22 protein-coding genes are annotated in these 18,565 nt (G+C 62.2%); 11 read left to right on the plus strand and 11 right to left on the minus strand.

What is annotated here, in order from left to right; genetic code table 11:
• Positions 1-19: 19 nt before the first annotated feature.
• Positions 20-748 (minus strand): TIGR00730 family Rossman fold protein, encoded by a 729-nt coding sequence (locus DXT74_RS05725; protein WP_019101898.1) that lies wholly within the window; start codon positions 746-748, stop codon positions 20-22.
• Between the two features lie 15 nt (positions 749-763).
• Between DXT74_RS05725 and polA the strand changes: the two genes are divergently transcribed.
• The 6 genes from polA to DXT74_RS05755 all read left to right on the plus strand — a co-directional run bounded on the left by polA (position 764) and on the right by DXT74_RS05755 (position 6,636).
• Complete coding sequence (gene polA / locus DXT74_RS05730; protein ID WP_194427500.1) at positions 764-3,532, plus strand: DNA polymerase I; 2,769 nt, start codon at positions 764-766, stop codon at positions 3,530-3,532.
• A 181-nt stretch (positions 3,533-3,713) separates the two neighbouring features.
• A complete protein-coding gene (locus tag DXT74_RS05735) occupies positions 3,714-4,250 on the plus strand; it encodes a GspH/FimT family pseudopilin (protein WP_052370422.1) in 537 nt (178 codons plus the stop codon).
• Complete coding sequence (locus tag DXT74_RS05740; RefSeq protein WP_194427501.1) at positions 4,234-4,680, plus strand: hypothetical protein; 447 nt, start codon at positions 4,234-4,236, stop codon at positions 4,678-4,680. Before DXT74_RS05735 ends, DXT74_RS05740 begins: the two co-directional genes overlap by 17 nt.
• Positions 4,681-4,694: 14 nt before the next feature.
• Entirely contained in the window at positions 4,695-5,534 is an 840-nt protein-coding gene (locus DXT74_RS05745; RefSeq protein WP_194427502.1) for a PilW family protein, read from the plus strand.
• On the plus strand, positions 5,531-6,214 hold the full coding sequence (locus tag DXT74_RS05750; RefSeq protein ID WP_194427503.1) for a hypothetical protein: 684 nt from the start codon (positions 5,531-5,533) through the stop codon (positions 6,212-6,214). Before DXT74_RS05745 ends, DXT74_RS05750 begins: the two co-directional genes overlap by 4 nt.
• Positions 6,211-6,636 carry a type IV pilin protein gene (locus DXT74_RS05755; protein ID WP_194427504.1) on the plus strand — a complete coding sequence of 142 codons (426 nt, stop codon included), beginning with the start codon at positions 6,211-6,213 and terminating at the stop codon, positions 6,634-6,636. The genes DXT74_RS05750 and DXT74_RS05755 overlap by 4 nt, the downstream gene beginning before the upstream one ends.
• 17 nt (positions 6,637-6,653) lie before the next feature.
• Here DXT74_RS05755 and DXT74_RS05760 read toward each other — a convergent pair whose 3' ends face one another.
• The 4 genes from DXT74_RS05760 to DXT74_RS05775 are packed head-to-tail and all read right to left on the minus strand — an operon-like array spanning position 6,654 to position 10,048.
• A complete protein-coding gene (locus DXT74_RS05760) occupies positions 6,654-6,986 on the minus strand; it encodes an MliC family protein (protein WP_194427505.1) in 333 nt (110 codons plus the stop codon).
• Positions 6,983-8,251: an AmpG family muropeptide MFS transporter gene (locus tag DXT74_RS05765; RefSeq protein WP_194427506.1), complete on the minus strand. Its 1,269-nt coding sequence runs from the start codon at positions 8,249-8,251 to the stop codon at positions 6,983-6,985. The genes DXT74_RS05760 and DXT74_RS05765 overlap by 4 nt, the downstream gene beginning before the upstream one ends.
• A gap of 52 nt (positions 8,252-8,303) precedes the next feature.
• Complete coding sequence (gene metW / locus DXT74_RS05770) at positions 8,304-8,909, minus strand: methionine biosynthesis protein MetW (RefSeq protein WP_081554553.1); 606 nt, start codon at positions 8,907-8,909, stop codon at positions 8,304-8,306.
• Complete coding sequence (locus tag DXT74_RS05775) at positions 8,906-10,048, minus strand: homoserine O-acetyltransferase (RefSeq protein WP_107733030.1); 1,143 nt, start codon at positions 10,046-10,048, stop codon at positions 8,906-8,908. The genes metW and DXT74_RS05775 overlap by 4 nt, the downstream gene beginning before the upstream one ends.
• Positions 10,049-10,268: 220 nt before the next feature.
• Here DXT74_RS05775 and DXT74_RS05780 point away from each other — a divergent pair, with 220 nt between their 5' ends.
• The 4 genes from DXT74_RS05780 to DXT74_RS05795 all read left to right on the plus strand — a co-directional run bounded on the left by DXT74_RS05780 (position 10,269) and on the right by DXT74_RS05795 (position 13,259).
• A complete protein-coding gene (locus tag DXT74_RS05780; RefSeq protein WP_043635174.1) occupies positions 10,269-10,451 on the plus strand; it encodes a hypothetical protein in 183 nt (60 codons plus the stop codon).
• A 232-nt stretch (positions 10,452-10,683) separates the two neighbouring features.
• Positions 10,684-11,619 (plus strand): TIGR01212 family radical SAM protein, encoded by a 936-nt coding sequence (locus tag DXT74_RS05785; RefSeq protein WP_194427507.1) that lies wholly within the window; start codon positions 10,684-10,686, stop codon positions 11,617-11,619.
• A 46-nt stretch (positions 11,620-11,665) separates the two neighbouring features.
• Positions 11,666-12,610 carry a protein-methionine-sulfoxide reductase catalytic subunit MsrP gene (gene msrP / locus DXT74_RS05790; RefSeq protein WP_231138281.1) on the plus strand — a complete coding sequence of 315 codons (945 nt, stop codon included), beginning with the start codon at positions 11,666-11,668 and terminating at the stop codon, positions 12,608-12,610.
• Positions 12,611-12,620: 10 nt separating this feature from the next.
• Positions 12,621-13,259: a sulfite oxidase heme-binding subunit YedZ gene (locus DXT74_RS05795; protein WP_194427508.1), complete on the plus strand. Its 639-nt coding sequence runs from the start codon at positions 12,621-12,623 to the stop codon at positions 13,257-13,259.
• Here the strand turns inward: DXT74_RS05795 and DXT74_RS05800 are convergent.
• Positions 13,228-13,533 carry an antibiotic biosynthesis monooxygenase gene (locus DXT74_RS05800; RefSeq protein WP_194427509.1) on the minus strand — a complete coding sequence of 102 codons (306 nt, stop codon included), beginning with the start codon at positions 13,531-13,533 and terminating at the stop codon, positions 13,228-13,230. The genes DXT74_RS05795 and DXT74_RS05800 overlap by 32 nt on opposite strands.
• 102 nt (positions 13,534-13,635) lie before the next feature.
• Here DXT74_RS05800 and ybaK point away from each other — a divergent pair, with 102 nt between their 5' ends.
• Positions 13,636-14,118 (plus strand): Cys-tRNA(Pro) deacylase, encoded by a 483-nt coding sequence (gene ybaK, locus DXT74_RS05805; RefSeq protein WP_194427510.1) that lies wholly within the window; start codon positions 13,636-13,638, stop codon positions 14,116-14,118.
• Here ybaK and DXT74_RS05810 read toward each other — a convergent pair.
• From DXT74_RS05810 to DXT74_RS05830, 5 genes are all read right to left on the minus strand, one after another.
• Positions 14,102-14,863: an ABC transporter substrate-binding protein gene (locus DXT74_RS05810; RefSeq protein ID WP_194427511.1), complete on the minus strand. Its 762-nt coding sequence runs from the start codon at positions 14,861-14,863 to the stop codon at positions 14,102-14,104. The two genes, ybaK and DXT74_RS05810, sit on opposite strands and share 17 nt — an antisense overlap.
• Before the next feature lie 73 nt (positions 14,864-14,936).
• Complete coding sequence (locus tag DXT74_RS05815) at positions 14,937-16,385, minus strand: 4Fe-4S binding protein (protein ID WP_194427512.1); 1,449 nt, start codon at positions 16,383-16,385, stop codon at positions 14,937-14,939.
• Positions 16,382-17,206, minus strand: a complete 825-nt coding sequence (locus DXT74_RS05820; RefSeq protein WP_194427513.1) for an FTR1 family protein — start codon at positions 17,204-17,206, stop codon at positions 16,382-16,384. The genes DXT74_RS05815 and DXT74_RS05820 overlap by 4 nt, the downstream gene beginning before the upstream one ends.
• 44 nt (positions 17,207-17,250) lie before the next feature.
• Positions 17,251-17,586, minus strand: coding sequence for a cupredoxin domain-containing protein (locus DXT74_RS05825; RefSeq protein WP_019100458.1), 336 nt, complete (start codon positions 17,584-17,586; stop codon positions 17,251-17,253).
• Positions 17,587-17,711: 125 nt separating this feature from the next.
• Positions 17,712-18,254: an iron transporter gene (locus tag DXT74_RS05830; RefSeq protein ID WP_194427514.1), complete on the minus strand. Its 543-nt coding sequence runs from the start codon at positions 18,252-18,254 to the stop codon at positions 17,712-17,714.
• Positions 18,255-18,565: the final 311 nt, after the last annotated feature.

Raw genomic sequence — 18,565 nt, forward strand, 5'->3', positions numbered from 1 at the left:
TCCTTGATTGTCATCAGTTTTAAAGATGCAGCAGTTGTTCGCGCTCTTCGGGCAGCGCTTCAAAACCGCGGGTTTCGTAATGTTTGAAGATAGTTTCGACGATTTGCCGCGGATCGTCGATCAGTTGGATCAGATTCATGTCGTCGGGGTTGATCATGCCCTCGCTGATCAAGCGGTCCTTGACCCAGTCCAGCAGGCCTTCCCAGAACTCCCTGCAGCACAGAATGATCGGAATCTTGCGGCTCTTGCCGGTCTGGATCAGCGTCAGCGCCTCGAACATTTCGTCCAGCGTGCCGAAGCCGCCCGGCATCACCACGTAGGCGATGGCGTGTTTGACGAACATGACCTTGCGGCTGAAGAAGTGGTTGAACTTGATGCTCAGGTCTTGGTATTCATTGGGTTTCTGTTCATGCGGGAGCACGATATTCAGCGCCACCGACGGGCTTCTGCCGTAGAATGCTCCCTTATTGGCGGCTTCCATGATGCCGGGGCCGCCCCCGGAAACGACAGAGAAGCCCGAGTCCGACAGCAGGCGCGCGACTTCTTCGGTCAATTTGTAATACTTGTGGTCGCGCGGCGTGCGCGCGCTGCCAAAAATGCTCACCGCCGGCATGATGCCTTGCAAGGCTTCCGCCGAATCGACAAACTCCGACATGATCTTCATCACATGCCAGGCTTCGCGGGAACGGAAACGCTGCATCATTGCGTGACGATCGCTGGTTTGCGGTAATTTATCGGACAAGCTCATATTCTGCCTCTTTTTATGAAAACACTGTTATTGATCGACGGCTCTTCTTATTTGTACCGCGCCTTTCACGCGATGCCCGATTTGCGCTCTCCGGATGGCCGCCCGGTGGGGGCTGTCTACGGCATGGTGAACATGCTCAGGCGGCTGGAGAAGGAAGTGCAGTTCGATTATAGCGCCTGCGTTTTCGACGCCAAAGGCAAGACGTTTCGCGACGACCTTTACCCCGAATACAAGGCCAATCGCCCGTCGATGCCGGAGGAACTCGCCTCCCAGATTACGGCGGTCCATGAGGTGGTGCAAGCCTCGGGCTGGCCGATGCTGGTAGTGCCGGGGGTGGAAGCCGACGACGTGATCGGCACGCTGGCGCGAGCCGGCGCGGCCGCCGGCATGAGGGTAATCATCTCCACCGGCGACAAGGACATGGCGCAATTGGTGGATGGCCTGGTGTCCATCGTCAATACCATGACCAATGAAACCTTCGACCGCGACGGGGTCAAGGACAAGTTCGGCGTGCCGCCGGAATTGATCGTCGACTACCTGACCCTGATCGGCGACAAGGTGGACAATGTGCCGGGCGTCGACAAGTGCGGTCCCAAGACCGCGGTCAAGTGGCTGGAGCAGTACGGCAGTCTGGACGCCATCATCGCACAGGCGGAAGAGGTGGGCGGCAAGGTGGGCGAGAACCTGCGCGCGGCGCTGGACTGGTTGCCCAAGGGCCGCGAGCTGATCACCATCAAGTGCGATGTCGATCTGAACGCGGACATGCCTTACGGCCTGGACAGCTTGCAGCATGGGGTCAAGGACAAGCCGCGGCTGGCCGAGTTATATCAGGGATTGGGATTCCGTACTTTCTACCGCGAGGTGACCGAGGGTGAAGACATACCCGCGGTGGCGCAAACCACCGCCGGGGCCCAGGGGGACGACCTGTTCGCCATTGAAGTCGCGCAAGACAGCCCGGCTCTGCCGGAGGCGGTGGCGGAGCGACGTTATGAAACCATTCTGGTCGCTGAGCAACTGGATGCCTGGCTGGCCAAGCTGGCGGTGGCGGACGTGGTATCGCTGGACACCGAGACCACGAGTCTGGACCAGATGCAGGCGCGTATTATCGGCATCAGTTTCTCGGTGCGTTCCGGCGAGGCCGCCTATTTGCCGTTGGGGCATCACTATGCCGGGGCGCCTGAGCAATTGGATCTGGAGCAAAGCCTGGCCAAGCTCAAACCTTGGCTGGAAGACGCCAACAGGAAAAAATGCGGCCAGAACCTGAAGTACGACCGTCATGTATTCGCCAATCACGACATTCGCCTGGCGGGCGTGATCGACGATTCCCTGCTGGCCTCCTATGTGGTGGAAAGCCATGAGCGCCACAATATGGACGATCTGGCGCGCCGTCACCTGGGCGAATCCACGGTCAGCTACGAGGAGATTTGCGGCAAAGGCGCCAAGCAGATCGGCTTCGGCGAGGTGGACGTGGACACTGCGTCCAACTACGCGGCCGAGGACGCCGACATCACGCTGCGCTTGAATCAATACTTCTCCGGCCTGCTGACAGGACGCTTGCGCGAGGTCTACCGCGACATCGAGCTGCCGGTGGCCGAGGTGTTGTTTACGATGGAACGACATGGGGTGTTGATAGACCGCGACCGGCTAGCGGCGCAAAGCCACCAATTGGGCACGGAAATGCTGCGGCTGGAGAGCCAGGCTTATGAATTGGCCGGCCAGCCGTTTAATCTGAACTCGCCCAAACAGTTGCAGGAAATCCTGTTCGGCAAGTTGGCCATTCCCACCAAGGGCGTGAAGAAGACTCCGTCCGGCGGTTATTCCACTGATGAGTCGGTGTTGGAGGCCTTGGCGCTGGACCACCCCCTGCCCAAGTGCATTCTGGAATATCGCGGCCTGGCCAAGCTCAAGTCCACCTACACTGACAAATTGCCGCTGCTGATCAATGCTGCCACCGGCCGAGTGCATACTAATTACGCCCAAGCGGTAGCGATCACCGGACGCTTGGCCAGCTCGGACCCCAATCTTCAGAACATTCCAGTGCGCACACCGGAAGGGCGTCGCGTGCGGGAGGCTTTCATCGCGCCGCCGGGGCATGTGATTGTCAGCGCCGACTATTCGCAGATTGAGCTACGCATCATGGCGCATTTGTCCGACGACGCCGGCATGTTGCAAGCCTTCGCCAGCGGAGAGGACATCCACCGCGCCACTGCCGCCGAGGTGTTCGGCGTGGAATTGTCCCAAGTCAGCCCTGATCAGCGGCGGGCCGCCAAGGCGATCAATTTCGGCCTGATCTACGGCATGAGCGCGTTTGGCCTGGCCGCGCAGCTGGACATAGAGCGCAGCGCCGCCCAGCAATACATCGATCGTTACTTCATGCGCTATCCGGGCGTGGCGGAGTATATGCAGACCACGCGCGAAACCGCGCGCGAGCAAGGTTATGTTGAAACCGTGTTTGGCCGTCGCTTGTATCTGCCGGAAATCAAGCTCTCGAATCAGGCGCGCCGCGCTGGCGCCGAGCGCGCGGCGATCAATGCGCCGATGCAGGGTACGGCGGCGGATCTGATCAAACTGGCGATGATAGCGGTGCAGAACTGGCTGCAGGACGACGCCATGGGCAGCAAACTGATCATGCAGGTGCACGACGAGCTGGTGCTGGAAGTGCCGGAAGCCGAGTTGGAGCGGGTTAAGCGGCGTTTGCCTGAGATCATGGCCGGCGTGGCCAAGCTCAAGGTGCCGCTATTGGCGGAGGTGGGCGCGGGGGAAAGTTGGGAAAGCGCGCACTGAGCGAGATTTGCATCGTAATCTGAAAGCCAGCCGGGTAGGCTGGCTTTTTTCATGCTCATGTCGTTTTGTTGGCCCTGGCCTAAATGCCTGGCTGGTCTGGCGTTTTCGGGAACAAGATCGGTTCCGTTAGCCTCGCTTTGCTCAATATATTGTCCAGACTCCCAATGATACGGGGCCTGACATGCGAACTCAGATCGGTTTCACCCTGATTGAGGCCATGACGGTTCTGGCGATCATGTTGCTGTGTTTGGCGATCGCCGCGCCGGGACTGAGCCGTTTGTTGTTGACGCAGCAATTGCGCAGCCACGCCCAAGCCATGGCCAATCTCTTGCACTTTGCCCGCAGCGAGGCGCTGCGTAGCAACCGTCCGGTATACGTGTGCGCGGCCAACCTGAAGCGGAACCTGCAATTGCAAGGCTGTGCCAAGCAGCGGCAGGTGTGGGACCGTGGCGCCCTGGTTTACGCGGATAAGGAGGGCGGCGTCCAAGCGGGTTACGACAGTCAGGAGCGCTTGCATTTGCTGGTGTTCGCCGTGGGCAAGGTGCGAATGCGCGCGGAGCGGGACCAGTTGCAATTCATGCCGGACGGACGGCTGGCGCGCGGGCAGGGTGCTCGCCTGGTGCTGGAAAGCCCGCGCGCGGGTCTGTGTTTGATTCTGACGGTCAGCGGCTATGGCCGTGCGGAAGTCGGCAAGGCGGATCATGCTTGCCCGGCCTGAGTCCGCCTTGCGCGGCGGCGCTTTGCTGGAAACCATGCTGGCCTTGTTCGTTGTCATGGTTTCAATGTTGGCGCTGTCCTCTGTGCAGCTACGTGCCCTGCTGCATGGCCGCGACGCCTTGTTGAGAGCGGAGGTGATCGCGGCAGCGCTGGAGCTGGGCGAAGCGGCGCTGTTGTGGCCGGAGACGGAAGAGGCGCAGGCGGCTGCGCAACAGCAGGCGGATTGGTCGCGCTTGCGGCAGCGGCTGGAAGGTTTTGGGGGAAACGCCATTGAGGCGCGGCAGTGCCGCGGCGCGTTGAATGCGATGGCGGAGTTGTGCGAGCAGCAGGGCGATGTCGTCTATGTGCGGTTGACTTGGGACGAGAGGGCGGGCGGAGATGGCCCCGGTCGTTTTGCTCGTCGTTACGTGCTGGCATTGGAAGCGCCTTAGCCGTGGCGGCCGGTGTGCGTGACCAGGGTTTTTCCCTGGTGGAGATGATGGTGGCGATGAGCCTGGGCCTGCTGGTGTTGGCGTTGGCCTTGCAAGGCGCGTTGACGATGCAGGGTAGCCTGCGAGCGCTCGAGAGCCGTTTGCGGCGACACCAGGACGGGCAGTTTGCGCTGGCGCAACTGGCGGAGAGCTGGCGCAGGCATGGACGCTTCGCGTGCGCGCAAGCTGCGGAGTCGCCGGGGCGCGGGTTCGAGGCGCCGGAAGGCATGCGCTTTCGCTACGGCGTCGGCGCTGCGGCGGTATCGGTGACGGAGGAGGCGACGCAGACCATGTTGCGTTGGCACGGCGAGGCGGATTGGGAAGAAGCGGCATTGGCCAGTTGCTCTAGTCTGAGGCTGTTGACGCAGGGTGAACCGGGCTTGCAATGGCGGCGGGAGTCCGGCGCGCATGTGCTGGCCTGGCAGGGGGACGCTGCGGCGGGGCCGTTGCGCGGCGCGGATAGCGCCTCCTTGGAGGTATTGGCCATCGCTTCGCAGCGTTACGTCCTGCGTAGGGAGGGCGACGGCGATGCTTTATGGCTGGAGGAAAACCGGCCCGGCCGCGCGGCGGAGCCGCCGCAATTGCTGGCAACGGGCGTGGCGGCGTTGCGACAGCGCTTTGGCGTTCGCCATGCCTGTCGGCCGCTGGAGCTGACCTGGCGGGAACAAGCGGATCAACTCAGCGTTGAGGATTGGATGCGTTTGTCGCGGGTGGAGCTGTCGCTTGAGATTCAGTCGGATGGCCGCCGGCAGGGATGGACCACCGTGGTGGCGTTGACGCCGGCCCTGCCGTGCGCATTGGAGCCGAGCGGATGAGAGGCTCCCGGCCGCACGGCGCCGTGTTGTGGCTGATCCTGCCGCTGCTCAGCCTGTTGACGGTGCTGGCCATGGGAACCGCCCGTTCAGTGGCGGTGGAACAGCGCGCCACGCGCAATCTGGCGGAACAGCGGGCGCTGCGGCTGGCGGCGCTGCAGGCCTTGCGGGCGGCGGAGCGGCGAGTTTTGGACTTGAATCTCCGCTTTGAGGATGGCTTGGCGGGCGAAAGCGGCATTCCCTGGCACGGCGACACCCGCGGCTTGGGTTGGTTCATGCCGGACTGTCTATCCACCGTTGACGGAGTCGGTTACGGTTTGTGTTCGACCGAGCCAGATTTATGGCGGCGCAGCGTGCAGATCAACGGCGCGCGGTGGCCGCTATTGCATCCTTGCGGACCCAGTCGTCCGCTTGAGCTGACGCCGGGCCGTCCGCCGACATCGTGCTTGCCGGCGCGGGTACGAGTTGGACAGCGTTGGAGCCCGCCGCGCTATGTGCTGGAGTTGCTCAATCCTACATTTCGGTTCGTCGGCGTCGATGGTCGTCTGTTCCGGATCAGTGTGCGGGTTTGGGGCGAAAGCGAGCGTAGCGCGCTGACTGTGCAAAGTTGGTTCTGGGCCGGAGTGGGCGATCAGGCCGGCCGCGGCGGGCGTTTGAACTGGCGGCAATTGGAGGAGGAATGAGGGCGCAAGCCGGGATGACCTTGCTGGAGTTGCTGGCGGCGATGGCGGTGACGGCCATCCTGGCCGCGATGGCCTGGCCGGCTTATCAGCAGCAGATATTGCGCGGGCAGTTGGCTGAGGCGCGCGCGGCCTTGTTGGAGAATCTCCATTTCGTCCAGCGCTGGCATTTGGAAAACCGTTCACAGTCCGGGCCGTGGCCGCCGTTGCCGAGGCCGAGCACGAGCGAGTTTGAAATCAGGCTGGGCAGCGCCAGTCTGGCGGCGGACCGCGCCGGACAAGCCAGTTTCCGTTTGTTGGCCAGGCCCAGGACGGGGCACCGTTTGGCCGGCCGTTTGCAGTTGAGCCTGGATCAGGACGGCAATCTATCGCAGTGCGGACCGGATGAGTCCGGCCCGCAGTCATGCGTGGCCTGGGGAGATTGAGCGTCGCCTGCCGCGGCTTATCGCTCTATATCGCGGCAGCCCTGAGCCAGTACGCGGCCGCCACGGGTAGTCAAACGCGCTTGCTCGTCCAGCCGCGACCAGATCAATTGTTGGCTTACGTAACGCTCGCCTTGAGCGACCTTGGCCGAGGTCAGCCGATAGCGGTGGTTATTCCAGCTGAGGCGGATAGCGGCGTCGCTCTGCTGGAGTGGATACTCCACCACCACCATTTTGCTGCCGTTGCAGCGGTATTTGACGGTTTGCATGGTCGTGTCGGCGGAGGCCGACGCGGCGGCGCAGGATGCGCTCAGCAGCGTTGCGCCGAGCAACGCTGATTTCCATGCCTTCATGCTCCCTCCTTTTCCCTCCATGGGGCGACTTTCAGCAACAACACCATGCCGGGCAGCGCCAGCGCGGTGCACAACAGGAAAAAATGGGTCCAGCCTATGGCGTCGATGATATAGCCGGTAGAGGCGTTGGCTAGGGTACGGGGCACCGCGGCCAGGCTGGTGAACAAGGCGAATTGGGTGGCGGTGTAGGCCGGGTGGGTGCTCTTGGCGATGAAGGCGACGAAGGCGGCGGTGCCGAGACCGACGCCCAGCGCTTCGAAGCCGATGACCACGGCCAGCATGCTCAGTTCATGCGCGCCGATGGAGGCGAAACGTCCATAGCTGGCCAGCCAGGCGAAGCCCAGAATGGATAGTACCTGAACCACGCCGAAGGCCCACAGCGCCCGGTTGATGCCCAGTTTGATCATCCACAGGCCGCCGAGCAGGCCACCTATCACCGCCGGCCACAGCGCGGCGTGCTTGGCCACCAGCCCGATCTGGGACTTGGCGTAACCCATGTCCAAGTAGAACGGGGTGGCCAGCGAGGTGGCCATGCTGTCCCCTAGCTTGTACAGGAAGATGAAGCCCAGAATCCAGGCGGCGCCTTGCCAGCCCTGGCGGGTGATGAACTCATGGAAGGGCTCCACCACGGCTTCTCGCAGCGTTTTGGGCGCTTGGCCCGCCAGTTTGGGCTCGCTGACTTTTAGCGTCATCAGTACGCCCGGAATCATGAACAAGGCGGTGATCAAGAAGACGCGGTCCCAGGGGATGTAATCCGCCAGGATCAAGGACAGCGAGCCGGGCACCAGGCCGGCCAGCCGGTAGGCGTTGATATGCACGGTGTTGCCGAGCCCCAGTTCGTTGTCGCTGAGAATTTCGCGGCGATAGGCGTCCAGCACGATGTCCTGGCTGGCGGAGAAGAAGGCCACGCCCACCGCCAGCGCGGCGATGCTCCAGATGTGCTGGCCCGGGTTGAACAGGCCGAAGCCTGCCATGGTGGCGATGAGCGCCAGTTGGGTCAGCAGCATCCAGCCGCGGCGGCGGCCCAGCAGCGGCGGCACGTAGCGGTCCATCAATGGGGACCACAGGAATTTCCAGGTATAGGGCAAGCCGATCAGCGCGAACAAGCCGATGGCCTTGAGGTCGACGCCTTCGCTGCGCAGCCAGGCGGGCAGCAGGTTGATCAGGGTGTACAGCGGAAGACCGGATGCGAAGCCGGTGAAGACGCAGATCAGCATCGTGCGCGAGAAGACGTCGCGCCGCCAGTCGATGGTTGTGTTGCTCATGGGCAGGCCAGTTTCTACGGATCGCGCGGCGGGACCGGCCCGCCGCTTGTTGTTATTGGCGCGCCACCCGGTAGAACGCCAGGCTGCCGCGCAAGTTGGGCATGAAAGTCACCCGTTTGACCCCATTCATCACCACGCGTTCCACCACGCGCAGCCGATTCTTGGCGCACAGCGCTTCAAAGTCGCCGAGCATGCACCAGTGAATGTTGGGCGTATCGTACCACTGGTAGGGGATGGTGTCGGAAACCGGCATGTGGCCCTGCAGGATTTGCCAGCGGTTTTCCCAGAAGCCAAAGTTGGGAAAAGTGACGATGGCTTCGCGGCCTACTCGCAGCATTTCGTTGAGAATCTGCTCGGTTTCGCGCATTGCCTGTATGGTTTGCGACAGCACTACGTGGTCGAAGGCGTCGCTGTCGAATTCGGCCAAGCCGGTTTCCAGGTTGCCTTGCAGCGCGTTGACGCCGGAGGCTACGCATTTGACGACATTGCTCACATCTAGGTCCACGCCGTAACCCACCACTTGTTTGTTGCGGCCCAGCCAGGACAGCAGCGCGCCGTCGCCGCAGCCTAGATCCAGAACCCGGCTGCCGGGCGTGATCCAGTCGGCGATCAGGCCCAGGTCGGCGCGCAGCGGCGCCGTGGTTTGCGGGGCGTTCATGCTTGCACCTCCCGCGCCACGCGGTCGAGGTAGGCGCGCATCAATTGGACATAGGGTTCGTCGGTCATCAAAAAGGCGTCGTGGCCGTGTACGGACTCGATTTCGGCATAAGACACCGGCCGGTTGGCGGCCACCAGCGCCTTGACGGTTTCGCGCGATCGCTCCGGTGAAAAGCGCCAGTCGCTAGTGAAGCTGGCTACCAGGAATTGGGCGCTGGCCTTCTTCAGCGCAGCGACCAGGTCTCCGCCAAAGCTCTTGGCCGGGTCGAAGTAATCCAGCGCCTTGGTCATCAGCAGGTAGGTATTGGCGTCGAAGGCGTCGGAGAATTTGTCGCCCTGATAACGCAGATAGGATTCGATCTCGAACTCCACGTCGTAGCCGAAGCGATAGTCTCCGGAACGCAGCATGCGGCCGAATTTCGCGCCCATGCCGTCGTCGGATAGATAGGTGATGTGACCGAGCATGCGCGCCAGCCGCAGGCCGCGCCGCGGCAGCGCATTATGGGCGTAGAAGTCGCCGCCGTGGAATTCGGGGTCGGTGATGATGGCTTGGCGCGCCACGTCGTTGAAGGCGATGTTCTGAGCCGACAGCTTGGGGGCGGATGCGATCACCAGCGCGTGGGCAATGCGCTCCGGGTAGTCGATGCTCCATTGCAAGGCCTGCATGCCGCCCAGGCTGCCGCCTATCACCGCCGCCCAGCGTTCTATGCCCAATCGGTCCGCCAAGCGCGACTGGCTGTAGACCCAGTCGGACACGGTGACGACGGGAAAGGCGGAGCCCCAGGGCTGGCCGGTGGCGGGATTGATGCTGGAGGGGCCGGTGCTGCCATGACACCCTCCCAGATTGTTGACGCCGACCACGAAGAAGCGGCGGGTGTCGATGGGCTTGCCGGGACCAACCATATTGTCCCACCAGCCGGCGGCCTTGTCGTCCGCCTGGTAGCGGCCGGCTACATGATGATGGCCGGACAGGGCGTGACAGATCAGGATGGCGTTGCTCTTGGCGGCATTGAGTTCGCCATAGGTCTCGAAGCGCAGCTGGTAGCCTTGCAGTATGGCGCCGCTATTGAGCGGCAAGGGGGTATCGAACACGGCGGTTTGAGCCGTAACGATGCCGACGGAGTCGTGGGAGTCGGACATGATGACTTGAGTGCCTCTTTTGCTATTTTCGGCATGCGCGGCGTTGGCCATGCTCATGCTGTCGCTCCACCGGCGGCCGGTCTGTGCCGGCCATTCTCGTCGCGGAGCCTCCTGTAGGCTACAGTCAGGACTTTAGCATGTCTTGAGCCGCCGGCGACAGCGTCTTGCCAGCCGCGGCGGCGCGCCGGATAATCGGGCGACTTTCCTTCTCTGGCCCGCCATGTTTGGTCGTCTCTTCAAGTTCTTCGTGCTGTGCGGCGTGCTGCTGATGTTGGCCCGCTGGCTGCTCAACCGTCGCCAGCGGCAGAGCCTGCACGAGCTGTTCAGCACGCTGGCCCTGGCGTTGCTAGTCAGCGCGGGGCTATTTTCGGTGCTGTATCTATTGGGCTGGCACCGTCTTTAAGGCCTGTTTACGATCTGCCTCGCATCGTGAAACCTGGCTCGGTAAGCGCACTTTCAAAATGCTCATGTAGCGCGTGTACACTCCGCTTTTTCAGCCGTTTTCGCCTTGTTTCGTTCTTGCTCGCCAGACATTGAACTGCTTTACAGAGAGCCATTGCGCCCATCCTTGATCCCGCTCAGCGCCTCCTGCCCGCTCGCTGGCTAGACTGCCCGGCTTTGGGCGTTGTTTGGCAATGGACCTGACCCGGCATCTGCATACCTTTGGTTATTATCTGAAGCGCCGTTTTGGCGAGCCGGTGCATAAATTATCGCTGGCGGGCGACTTCACCTGTCCCAACCGCGACGGCACCTTGGGGCGCGGCGGCTGTACCTTTTGCAATGTGCGCAGCTTCGGCCGAGATCCGGCGGCCTTGTCGATCAGCGAGCAATTGGCGCGGGAGAAAATCAAGACTGACCGCGCGCGCCGTTATCTGGCTTATTTCCAGGCTTATACCAGCACCTACGCCGAAACCGAGCAACTGCGCCGCTTGTACGACGAGGCGCTGGCCGGCGCCGATGTGGTGGGTTTGTGCGTGGGTACCCGGCCGGACTGCGTGCCGGACGCCGCGCTGGCCTTGCTGGCGGAATACCAGCAGCAAGGCGGCGAGGTATGGCTGGAACTAGGACTGCAGACCGCGCACGACCGGACCCAGGCCCTGATCCGGCGTGGCCACGGCTTGGCTGAGTATCGCGATGCGGTGCGGCGAGCGCATGGCCACGGGCTCAAGGTGTGCACTCATTTGATCGCCGGCCTGCCCGGAGAGGACGCAGCCGCTGTCCATGCCTCGCTGAACGCGGTGTTGGACATCGGCGTGGAAGGATTGAAGTTGCATCCGCTGATGGTGGTGCGCGGTTCGCGGATGGCGGCGCAATACCGGCGGGGCGAAGTGGCGCCGTGGAGCTTGGACGATTACGCGGAGGTGGCGGCCAGCCTGATCCGCCATACCCCGCCGCAAGTGGTGTACCACCGAGTGTCGGCCACCGCGCAGGCGCCAACCCTGATCGCGCCGGACTGGTGCGGCCCGCGCTGGGCCGCCTTGCAGGCGATAGGCCGGCTTCTGGCGCGTGACGGCGGCCAGGGCAGCGCTTTGGGGCGGGCCTGGCGGGCGGATGAGGAGCCACTTGCGTAAATTATCTGCGTGAACGATTGTCAGATTCAGGAGCCGCTCCCGACTCATGGGGGTAGAGACCGGAGACACCGCCATGCTGATCAAGAAACCCGCCGATATTTCCTCGTCGGACATCACGCCGGAAGGCGTATATCTGAACCGCCGCCATTTCATGCTGGGCAGCGCGGGCCTGCTGCTGTCCGCTGAGACTTTGGCGGCGCTGTCCGCCAAGAAAAGCCCGCTGTCGACCTTGGCCGGCAACGACAAGGCCAATAGCCTGAAAGAGATTACCGGCTATAACAATTTCTATGAATTCGGCACCGACAAGGCCGATCCGGCGGCAAACGCCGGCAGTCTGAAAACCCGACCCTGGAATGTGTTGGTGGACGGGGAGGTGGCCAAGCCGCGCAGCTTCGGCATCGAGCAGCTGTTGAAATTTCCGCTGGAGGAGCGGATTTACCGGCTACGTTGCGTTGAAGGCTGGAGCATGGTGATTCCCTGGGTGGGTTTTCCGCTGGCCAGCCTACTTAAACAGATGAATCCGACCTCGCGCGCCAAATATGTGGCTTTCGAAACCCTGCAGCGACCGGCGGAAATGCCCGGTCAGCGCGGCCGGGTGCTGGACTGGCCCTATCGCGAGGGTCTGCGCATCGATGAAGCGATGCATCCGCTGACCATTCTGGCCGTCGGCTTGTACAACGATGTGTTGCCCAATCAGAACGGCGCCCCCATCCGCTTGGTGGTGCCGTGGAAATACGGCTTCAAGAGCATCAAATCCATCGTACGCATCCATTTGCAGGAAACCGTGCCGGCCACCAGCTGGAATCTGGCGAATGCGCGCGAGTATGGTTTCTATTCCAATGTGAATCCGGAAGTGGATCACCCGCGCTGGAGCCAGGCCAGCGAGCGCCGCATCGGCGAATTCTTCAAGCGCAAGACGTTGATGTTCAACGGCTACGGAGAGCAGGTGGCGGGTTTGTACCGCGGCCTGGATCTGCGCAAGAACTATTGATGGAGCGGGGATGACGACTTTGCGCCTTAAATCCGCTTCCGCCCGTCCTGCCGACCGCGTGTTGGCCGGGTTCAAATGCCTGTTGTTCGTGGCCTGTCTGTTGCCGCTGGCGCGTGCCGCCTGGATCGTGTTGTCCGGAGAAGCGGTGAACCCGGTGGAGTTCATCACTCGTTCCACCGGCACCTGGACCCTGGTCTGGTTGCTGGCGACGCTGGCGATGACGCCGTTGCGGCGCTTTGGCGTCGGCGGCTGGCCGCTTAAGTGCCGGCGCATGCTGGGCCTGTTCGCCTTTTTCTATCTGAGCCTGCATTTCCTGACCTATCTATGGCTGGATCAGTTTTTTGATTGGGCCGGCATCGTCAGGGATATCTACAAACGCCCCTTCATCACCGTCGGCTTTGCCGCGCTGTTGTTGATGACGCCGCTGGCGCTGACCTCGACCCAAGGTTGGATGCGCAGGCTCAAGCGCAATTGGGGCCGGCTGCATCGGCTGGTGTACCCGACGGCGCTGCTGGCGGTGGTGCATTACTGGTGGCTGGTGAAGAAGGACTTGAGCCAGCCCTTGATCTACGCCGCGGTGCTGGCCCTGCTGCTTGGGCTGAGGCTGTGGTGGCGATTTAGCCGCGCGGCGGCGGATAGACCTGGCTGAAGTGCTCGACTATCGGAAAAGGCTGATAGAAGTGGTGTAGTCGTTGTTTCCATTCAAGGTAGCCGGCTGATTGGCGGAAACCCTGCTGATGAGCTTCCACACTAGTCCAGCGAACTAGTAGTAGATACTTGTCCTCTTGTTCCAGGCATCGCTGCAATTCATGGCCCAGATAACCAGGAGCGGCTGCGATTAGCTTGGAGGCTTGGGCAAAAGCGATTTCGAATTCTGTACCGAGGCCAGGTTTGATGTGCAGCAAGGCAGCTTCCAATATCACGGCATGGTTTCCTGTGTGGAATGGGCACGACTAGTGTCGGGGTTTGCCTCGCGGCGCGCAAACTTCTACAGTGGCGTTTTGTTTTTTCAGGCTGTGAAGATCATGTCCAAGGGAAAGGCCCCGGTCACTCAGGCGATCCGGGTATTGCGTGAGCATCATGTCAGCTTTAGCGAGCATGTGTACAAGTACGAGGAAAAGGGCGGCACCACGGTGTCGGCGCGAGAGTTGGGCGTGGACGAGCACTGCGTGATCAAGACCTTGATCATGGAGGACGAGAACAAGCGACCGTTGATCGTGCTAATGCACGGGGACCGCGAAGTGGGCACTGGCATGTTGGCCAAGCAGATCGGCGTCAAGAAGGTGCATCCCTGCGATCCCAAGACTGCGGACAAGCACAGCGGCTACCAAGTGGGCGGCACCAGCCCGTTCGGCACCCGCCATGCGATGCCGGTGTATATGGAAGCCAGCATCTTGGAGTTGGAGCGCATCTATATCAACGGCGGCAAGCGCGGCTTCCTGATCGGCATCGATCCCAAGGACGCCGAGCAGGTGCTGAAACCGACTCTGGTCAACGCAGCGGCTTGAGTTCGGGGAAGTTGCGCTGGTAGATGGCGTGAAGGCTGCCGTCGGCCTGCATTGCTTGCAAGGCTTGATCGATTGCCGGCCGCAGCTTGGCGATGTTTGGGTAGCTGCGTGAATACATCAGGGACAGCGGGGTAGCCTTATTCAGTGGCGTGGGGAGGTAGGCGAAGTCGCGCTCGTGTTCGGCGGCCTGGTGGTGGATCAGGAACAGGCCGCGTTCCAGCGTCAGCGGCGCCAGATCGAGATGGCCGATTTGTAGCAGCTTGAGCGCGCTTTCCTCGTCGTTGGTGTTCAGCGTGTTCAAACGGTATTGCTGAAGCAGCGGCTGATACCATTGGCCCGGCTGTACCCCGATGCGGTAGGCGCGCAAGTCGTCCAGGCTGCGGAAGCCGGCGGGGGGATGGGCGAGCCGGGGTTTGTAATAGAAGAAGTAGCTGCTGCTGTGGATTAGCGGCGGGGAGAAATCGAAACTGAGCGCGCGTTGCGGCGTCGGCCGATAGGGAAAGGCCGCCGCGGCGCGGCCCGCCTTGACTTCGGCCTCCGCGCGCGGCCAGCTCATGTAGTGAAAACGTGCTATATAGCCGGCGCGCCGGCAAGCTTGGCGCACCATGTCGGCGAAGACGCCGTCGGCGGTGAAGCTGCGCGACACATAGGGCGGCCACTCGCCCGTGGCGAAGTCTATCGCCGGTGTTTCGGCGCGGGCGGGCGCGGCCAGGCAATAGAGAACAAGCAGCAGCGGACGCCACATGGTGCGACTCCAGGATCAGGGTGGGAGCATGCTTTGTTATCGCACAGCGCCCACCCCGTCGCCAGCGGGACGGCTACCACCACCAGAACATGAAGCCCCAGGCGGCGTCCACCAAGGCCAGCGCCGCCAACAATGGCATCAAGGCGAGCGCCAGGCGCGGGCCGGAGCTCCAGCGTGCGAGAATGGCGCGCCCCAGCCATAGCGACCACAGATTGGCTCCGGCCAGCAAGGCCAGCCGCGCGTCGTTGGCCCAGAACATCGGCACCCCTTCCGCCTTCAGCAGCGTCACCGTCAGCGCGGACAGGCCAAGGAACACGCCGCAACCGGCCAGCGGGATCAGGCTTTGGGCCAGGTGGTGCAGCCGTTGAGTCCGCCAAGGGCCGGCGATGCGCACGCCGGCGGCCAGGCAGAGCAACAGGCCGCTGCCCAGCGTCAGGGCGGTGGCCAGCACGTAGCTGATTAACGCCGCGCCATCCAGCCAAGAGAACACGTCGTTGTGCTGCGGATAATGAGTCAGCAGCCACCACGGCGCCTCGGTATCCAGCGGCCACAGGATGTCATGATCCACCAGCCATTCCGCCGCCGCCTGTTTCATGGCCACGAACCAAGGGCTCATGGTCCAGTGGAAGGCGCCCATCGCCACCCCCAGCAAGCCATAGACAATCAAGGCGGTTTGCCAGCCATCGGCCTCTTTGGCTGCGACCTTGACCACTTCTTCAGTGGGCGAGCGCAGGCTCAGCTCGATGGCGTCGCGATGGCCGCTGCAGCGGCCGCACATATGGCAGCCGCTGCCGCCTTGCATATGGCGCAGCGGTTGCAGCGGCGCGCAATCCACCGCCTGTATCGGGATGGTTTTGCCTTGCTGCGAGGCTTTCCAGGCGGCCTCGTCCACTCGGTAATACATTGGCGCCAGCTTGGACAGCAGGCCGAACACGCCGTTGACCGGGCACAGGTGGCGACACCAGGCGCGTTTGCCGCGGGTATAGATGAAGCCGATGATCACCGCGGCCACGGTGGAGCCGCCTAGCACCAGCAACGCGGCCTTAGGGTATTGGTAGACGCTGACCAGTTGGCCGTAGATGGTGGTCAGAGCGAAGGCGACGAAGGGCCAGCCGCCCCAGCGCATCCAGCGCGGGATAGGGCGGCCCAGGCCTTTTTTGGCAGCCCACTCGGACAAAGCGCCTTCCGGGCAGAGAACGCCGCACCACAGCCGGCCGAACAACACCATGGACAACAGCACGAACGGCCACCAAATGCCCCAGAACACGAATTGGGCGAAGATGGTCAGATTGTTCCAGATCCGGGCGCTGTCTTCCGGCAAGTCCAGGCAGGCCGGCACGATCAGCAGCGCGGCGTAGACCAGCACCACGCCCCATTGCAGCGCGCGCAGCAGGCCGGCGTGATCCCGCAGCCACAAGCCGACGGCGGCCATGAAACCCTGGGCCGTCGGCTGGCGACAGGAACCGCCGGCGCGCGCGGCGACGTCGGCGGAATGGGGAAGCGGCGGGCGGGCGGATTTCATACGGCCAGCGTCTGCTTGCGGTTGCGCCACTGGAACAGCGCCCAGATCGTCGCCCAGAACAGCGCGTAGGCGATCAGGCTCATCAGGGCGGGGTGGGCGCGGTAGCCCGTGAGCGAGGCGATGACGCCGCCGGCCGGGCTCATGTCGTCAAGCAGCGAGGAGCTGTCCCACAGCGGGTCGACCAGCGCCGGCAGAATGTCCATCGAGATCAACTTTTCCACGCCGCTGAGGAAGAGCGAAGCGCCCAACAGCAGCAGCATGATTTCGGTGATGCGGAAGAACAAGCGCCAGGATAGATATTTGCCGCCCAACTGCAATAGATAGAAGGTCAGAAAGGCCAGGCCCAGGCCTATTATGGCGGCAAAGCTCATGCTGGCCAGCGTGGAGCCGTCGGCCTCGGCCAACATGCCGTAGAGGAAGACCACGGTTTCGCTGCCTTCGCGGGCGATGGCGATGGCGGCCAGCAGGGTGACGCCCCACCAGTTGGCATTGCTGGCGTTTTTGCGCAGGCCGGCCTCCAGCTCTTTCTTCAGCGTGCGGCCATGCTCGCGCATCCACAGCACCATGTGCACGATCAGCGCCGCGGCGGTGAACACCATCACGGTCTGGAAGATGTCCTGAGCGCCGGCCATCAGGCTGCTGGCGGCGAACAGGGCCACGGCCAGGCCGACGGCGGCGAGCAGGCCCAGCGCCACGCCGGCCCACAAATAGCGTTTGCCGGCGGCGCCGGCCGGGTTCTGGTTCATCCAGGCATTGAGGATGCCCACGACCAGCAAGGCTTCGACGCTTTCGCGCCAGACGATGAATAGGACTTGTCCCATGAGGTCTACTCCTGAATACGGCTTACACAGCGGATGAGCCGCGTTTACTTGGCGACGATGACGCCTTGGCCGGTCTTCATGTGAAATTCGTCAAAAAACTTGTATTCGCCGGGGGACAGCGGCTGGAAAACCAGGAAGGACTCCGCGCCGGGGCCGAGCACCTTTTCCTTGCGCAGCGGCGTGCTTTCGAATTCGGCCGGGGTCTTGCCGGCATTGATCACTTCAACCTTGAACTTCTTGCCGGCGGGGACCACCAGGCGGGCGGGTGTGAACACGCCGTCCTTCATCACCAGTTTGAACACCGGCATGTCGTCGGCTATGGCCGACATGGACAACAGGCAGGCCGCGGCGGCGGCCAGGGTCAAGGGCGCGAACTTCATCGGAATGGGTCTCCGGATTGAAAACAGCGCAGGCGAAGGCATGCGCTGTCTTATTTTAACGCATGAGAATGGCTTGCGTTTACATTCTCATTCGCATTAATCCTGTTTTTGCAAGAACAACGGGATTAATAGCCGCCTTTTTTGCCGATGCCGGCATAAGTGAATTCGTAGTTCAGTTCAAAGGGCTTGAACCACGGGCCCACGCCGGTTTCCTTGTCGATGTGGCGGCCAAAGTGAGCGTGCTGGTTGGCCGACGGCGGCAGGATGGTGTATTTCAGCTTGTATTTGCCCGGGCCTTGCAGCTTGATGTTGTCGCCATAGTGCGGACCGTCGTTGGCCACCATCGGCATCAGATCGCCCTTAAGCACTTCCTTGCCGCCCACCTTGCTCAGTTCGTACTTCACCACCAGATAGGGCATCCATGCGCCTTCTTCGAAGCCGTTGGGATTGTTCTTGGTAGCGTGGATGTCGGCCTCCAGGTGGATGTCGGATGCCTCCGCCTTGCGCATCATGCCTTCCGGTTCCATCTTTGTCGGCTGCAGGTAGACCGCGCCGATCTCCATGCCGTTCTTCAGGGCCGGCTTGCCGATCGGGTATTCCTTGGCCATGGCGGCGGTGGAAGCGGTGAGTGCTGCGGTGGCGATAGCCAGTTGGACAAAGCGACGCATATTGTTTCCTTTTGGTTTCAATTGAATAGGGCACTGCTTGGCCCAAGCGGGCCGCTGGGCGGCGAAGGACGCCGGCCGGGCGGATAGGCGCTTTATTCTTGGTTTGCTTGGCCTGCCTAAAAATACTAATGCTAATCATTATCGTTTTCAAACGAAAATGTGTTGTCGAATGTAGCAGATGCGACGCCGGGCGGCGCTGGCCATAGGAATGGCATGCGCCGCGTTGGCGCGCTAGATTGAAAAGACCTTGGAAGCCAGCTTCGCAATGCTTATGCGTCGTTTGCGCATATTGCTTTCCCTGCTGGCTGCTT

The organism is Chromobacterium sp. Rain0013, from assembly GCF_015291765.1.
GTDB classification, from domain to species: Bacteria; Pseudomonadota; Gammaproteobacteria; order Burkholderiales; family Chromobacteriaceae; genus Chromobacterium; species Chromobacterium haemolyticum.

Excerpts from the sequence above, each read along its gene's own strand:
- DXT74_RS05830 (WP_194427514.1), bottom strand. The coding sequence starts at position 18,254 with ATGCGTCGCTTTGTCCAACTGGCTATCGCCACCGCAGCACTCACCGCT.
- DXT74_RS05815 (WP_194427512.1), bottom strand. The coding sequence starts at position 16,385 with ATGAAATCCGCCCGCCCGCCGCTTCCCCATTCCGCCGACGTCGCCGCG.
- DXT74_RS05785 (WP_194427507.1), top strand. The coding sequence starts at position 10,684 with ATGGACCTGACCCGGCATCTGCATACCTTTGGTTATTATCTGAAGCGC.
- DXT74_RS05760 (WP_194427505.1), bottom strand. The coding sequence starts at position 6,986 with ATGAAGGCATGGAAATCAGCGTTGCTCGGCGCAACGCTGCTGAGCGCA.
- metW (WP_081554553.1), bottom strand. The coding sequence starts at position 8,909 with ATGAACGCCCCGCAAACCACGGCGCCGCTGCGCGCCGACCTGGGCCTG.
- DXT74_RS05735 (WP_052370422.1), top strand. The coding sequence starts at position 3,714 with ATGCGAACTCAGATCGGTTTCACCCTGATTGAGGCCATGACGGTTCTG.
- DXT74_RS05765 (WP_194427506.1), bottom strand. The coding sequence starts at position 8,251 with ATGAGCAACACAACCATCGACTGGCGGCGCGACGTCTTCTCGCGCACG.
- DXT74_RS05825 (WP_019100458.1), bottom strand. The coding sequence starts at position 17,586 with ATGAAGTTCGCGCCCTTGACCCTGGCCGCCGCCGCGGCCTGCCTGTTG.
- DXT74_RS05755 (WP_194427504.1), top strand. The coding sequence starts at position 6,211 with ATGAGGGCGCAAGCCGGGATGACCTTGCTGGAGTTGCTGGCGGCGATG.
- DXT74_RS05740 (WP_194427501.1), top strand. The coding sequence starts at position 4,234 with ATGCTTGCCCGGCCTGAGTCCGCCTTGCGCGGCGGCGCTTTGCTGGAA.
- DXT74_RS05795 (WP_194427508.1), top strand. The coding sequence starts at position 12,621 with ATGACGACTTTGCGCCTTAAATCCGCTTCCGCCCGTCCTGCCGACCGC.
- DXT74_RS05820 (WP_194427513.1), bottom strand. The coding sequence starts at position 17,206 with ATGGGACAAGTCCTATTCATCGTCTGGCGCGAAAGCGTCGAAGCCTTG.
- polA (WP_194427500.1), top strand. The coding sequence starts at position 764 with ATGAAAACACTGTTATTGATCGACGGCTCTTCTTATTTGTACCGCGCC.
- DXT74_RS05725 (WP_019101898.1), bottom strand. The coding sequence starts at position 748 with ATGAGCTTGTCCGATAAATTACCGCAAACCAGCGATCGTCACGCAATG.
- DXT74_RS05775 (WP_107733030.1), bottom strand. The coding sequence starts at position 10,048 with ATGTCCGACTCCCACGACTCCGTCGGCATCGTTACGGCTCAAACCGCC.
- DXT74_RS05750 (WP_194427503.1), top strand. The coding sequence starts at position 5,531 with ATGAGAGGCTCCCGGCCGCACGGCGCCGTGTTGTGGCTGATCCTGCCG.
- msrP (WP_231138281.1), top strand. The coding sequence starts at position 11,666 with ATGGGGGTAGAGACCGGAGACACCGCCATGCTGATCAAGAAACCCGCC.
- ybaK (WP_194427510.1), top strand. The coding sequence starts at position 13,636 with ATGTCCAAGGGAAAGGCCCCGGTCACTCAGGCGATCCGGGTATTGCGT.
- DXT74_RS05810 (WP_194427511.1), bottom strand. The coding sequence starts at position 14,863 with ATGTGGCGTCCGCTGCTGCTTGTTCTCTATTGCCTGGCCGCGCCCGCC.
- DXT74_RS05780 (WP_043635174.1), top strand. The coding sequence starts at position 10,269 with ATGTTTGGTCGTCTCTTCAAGTTCTTCGTGCTGTGCGGCGTGCTGCTG.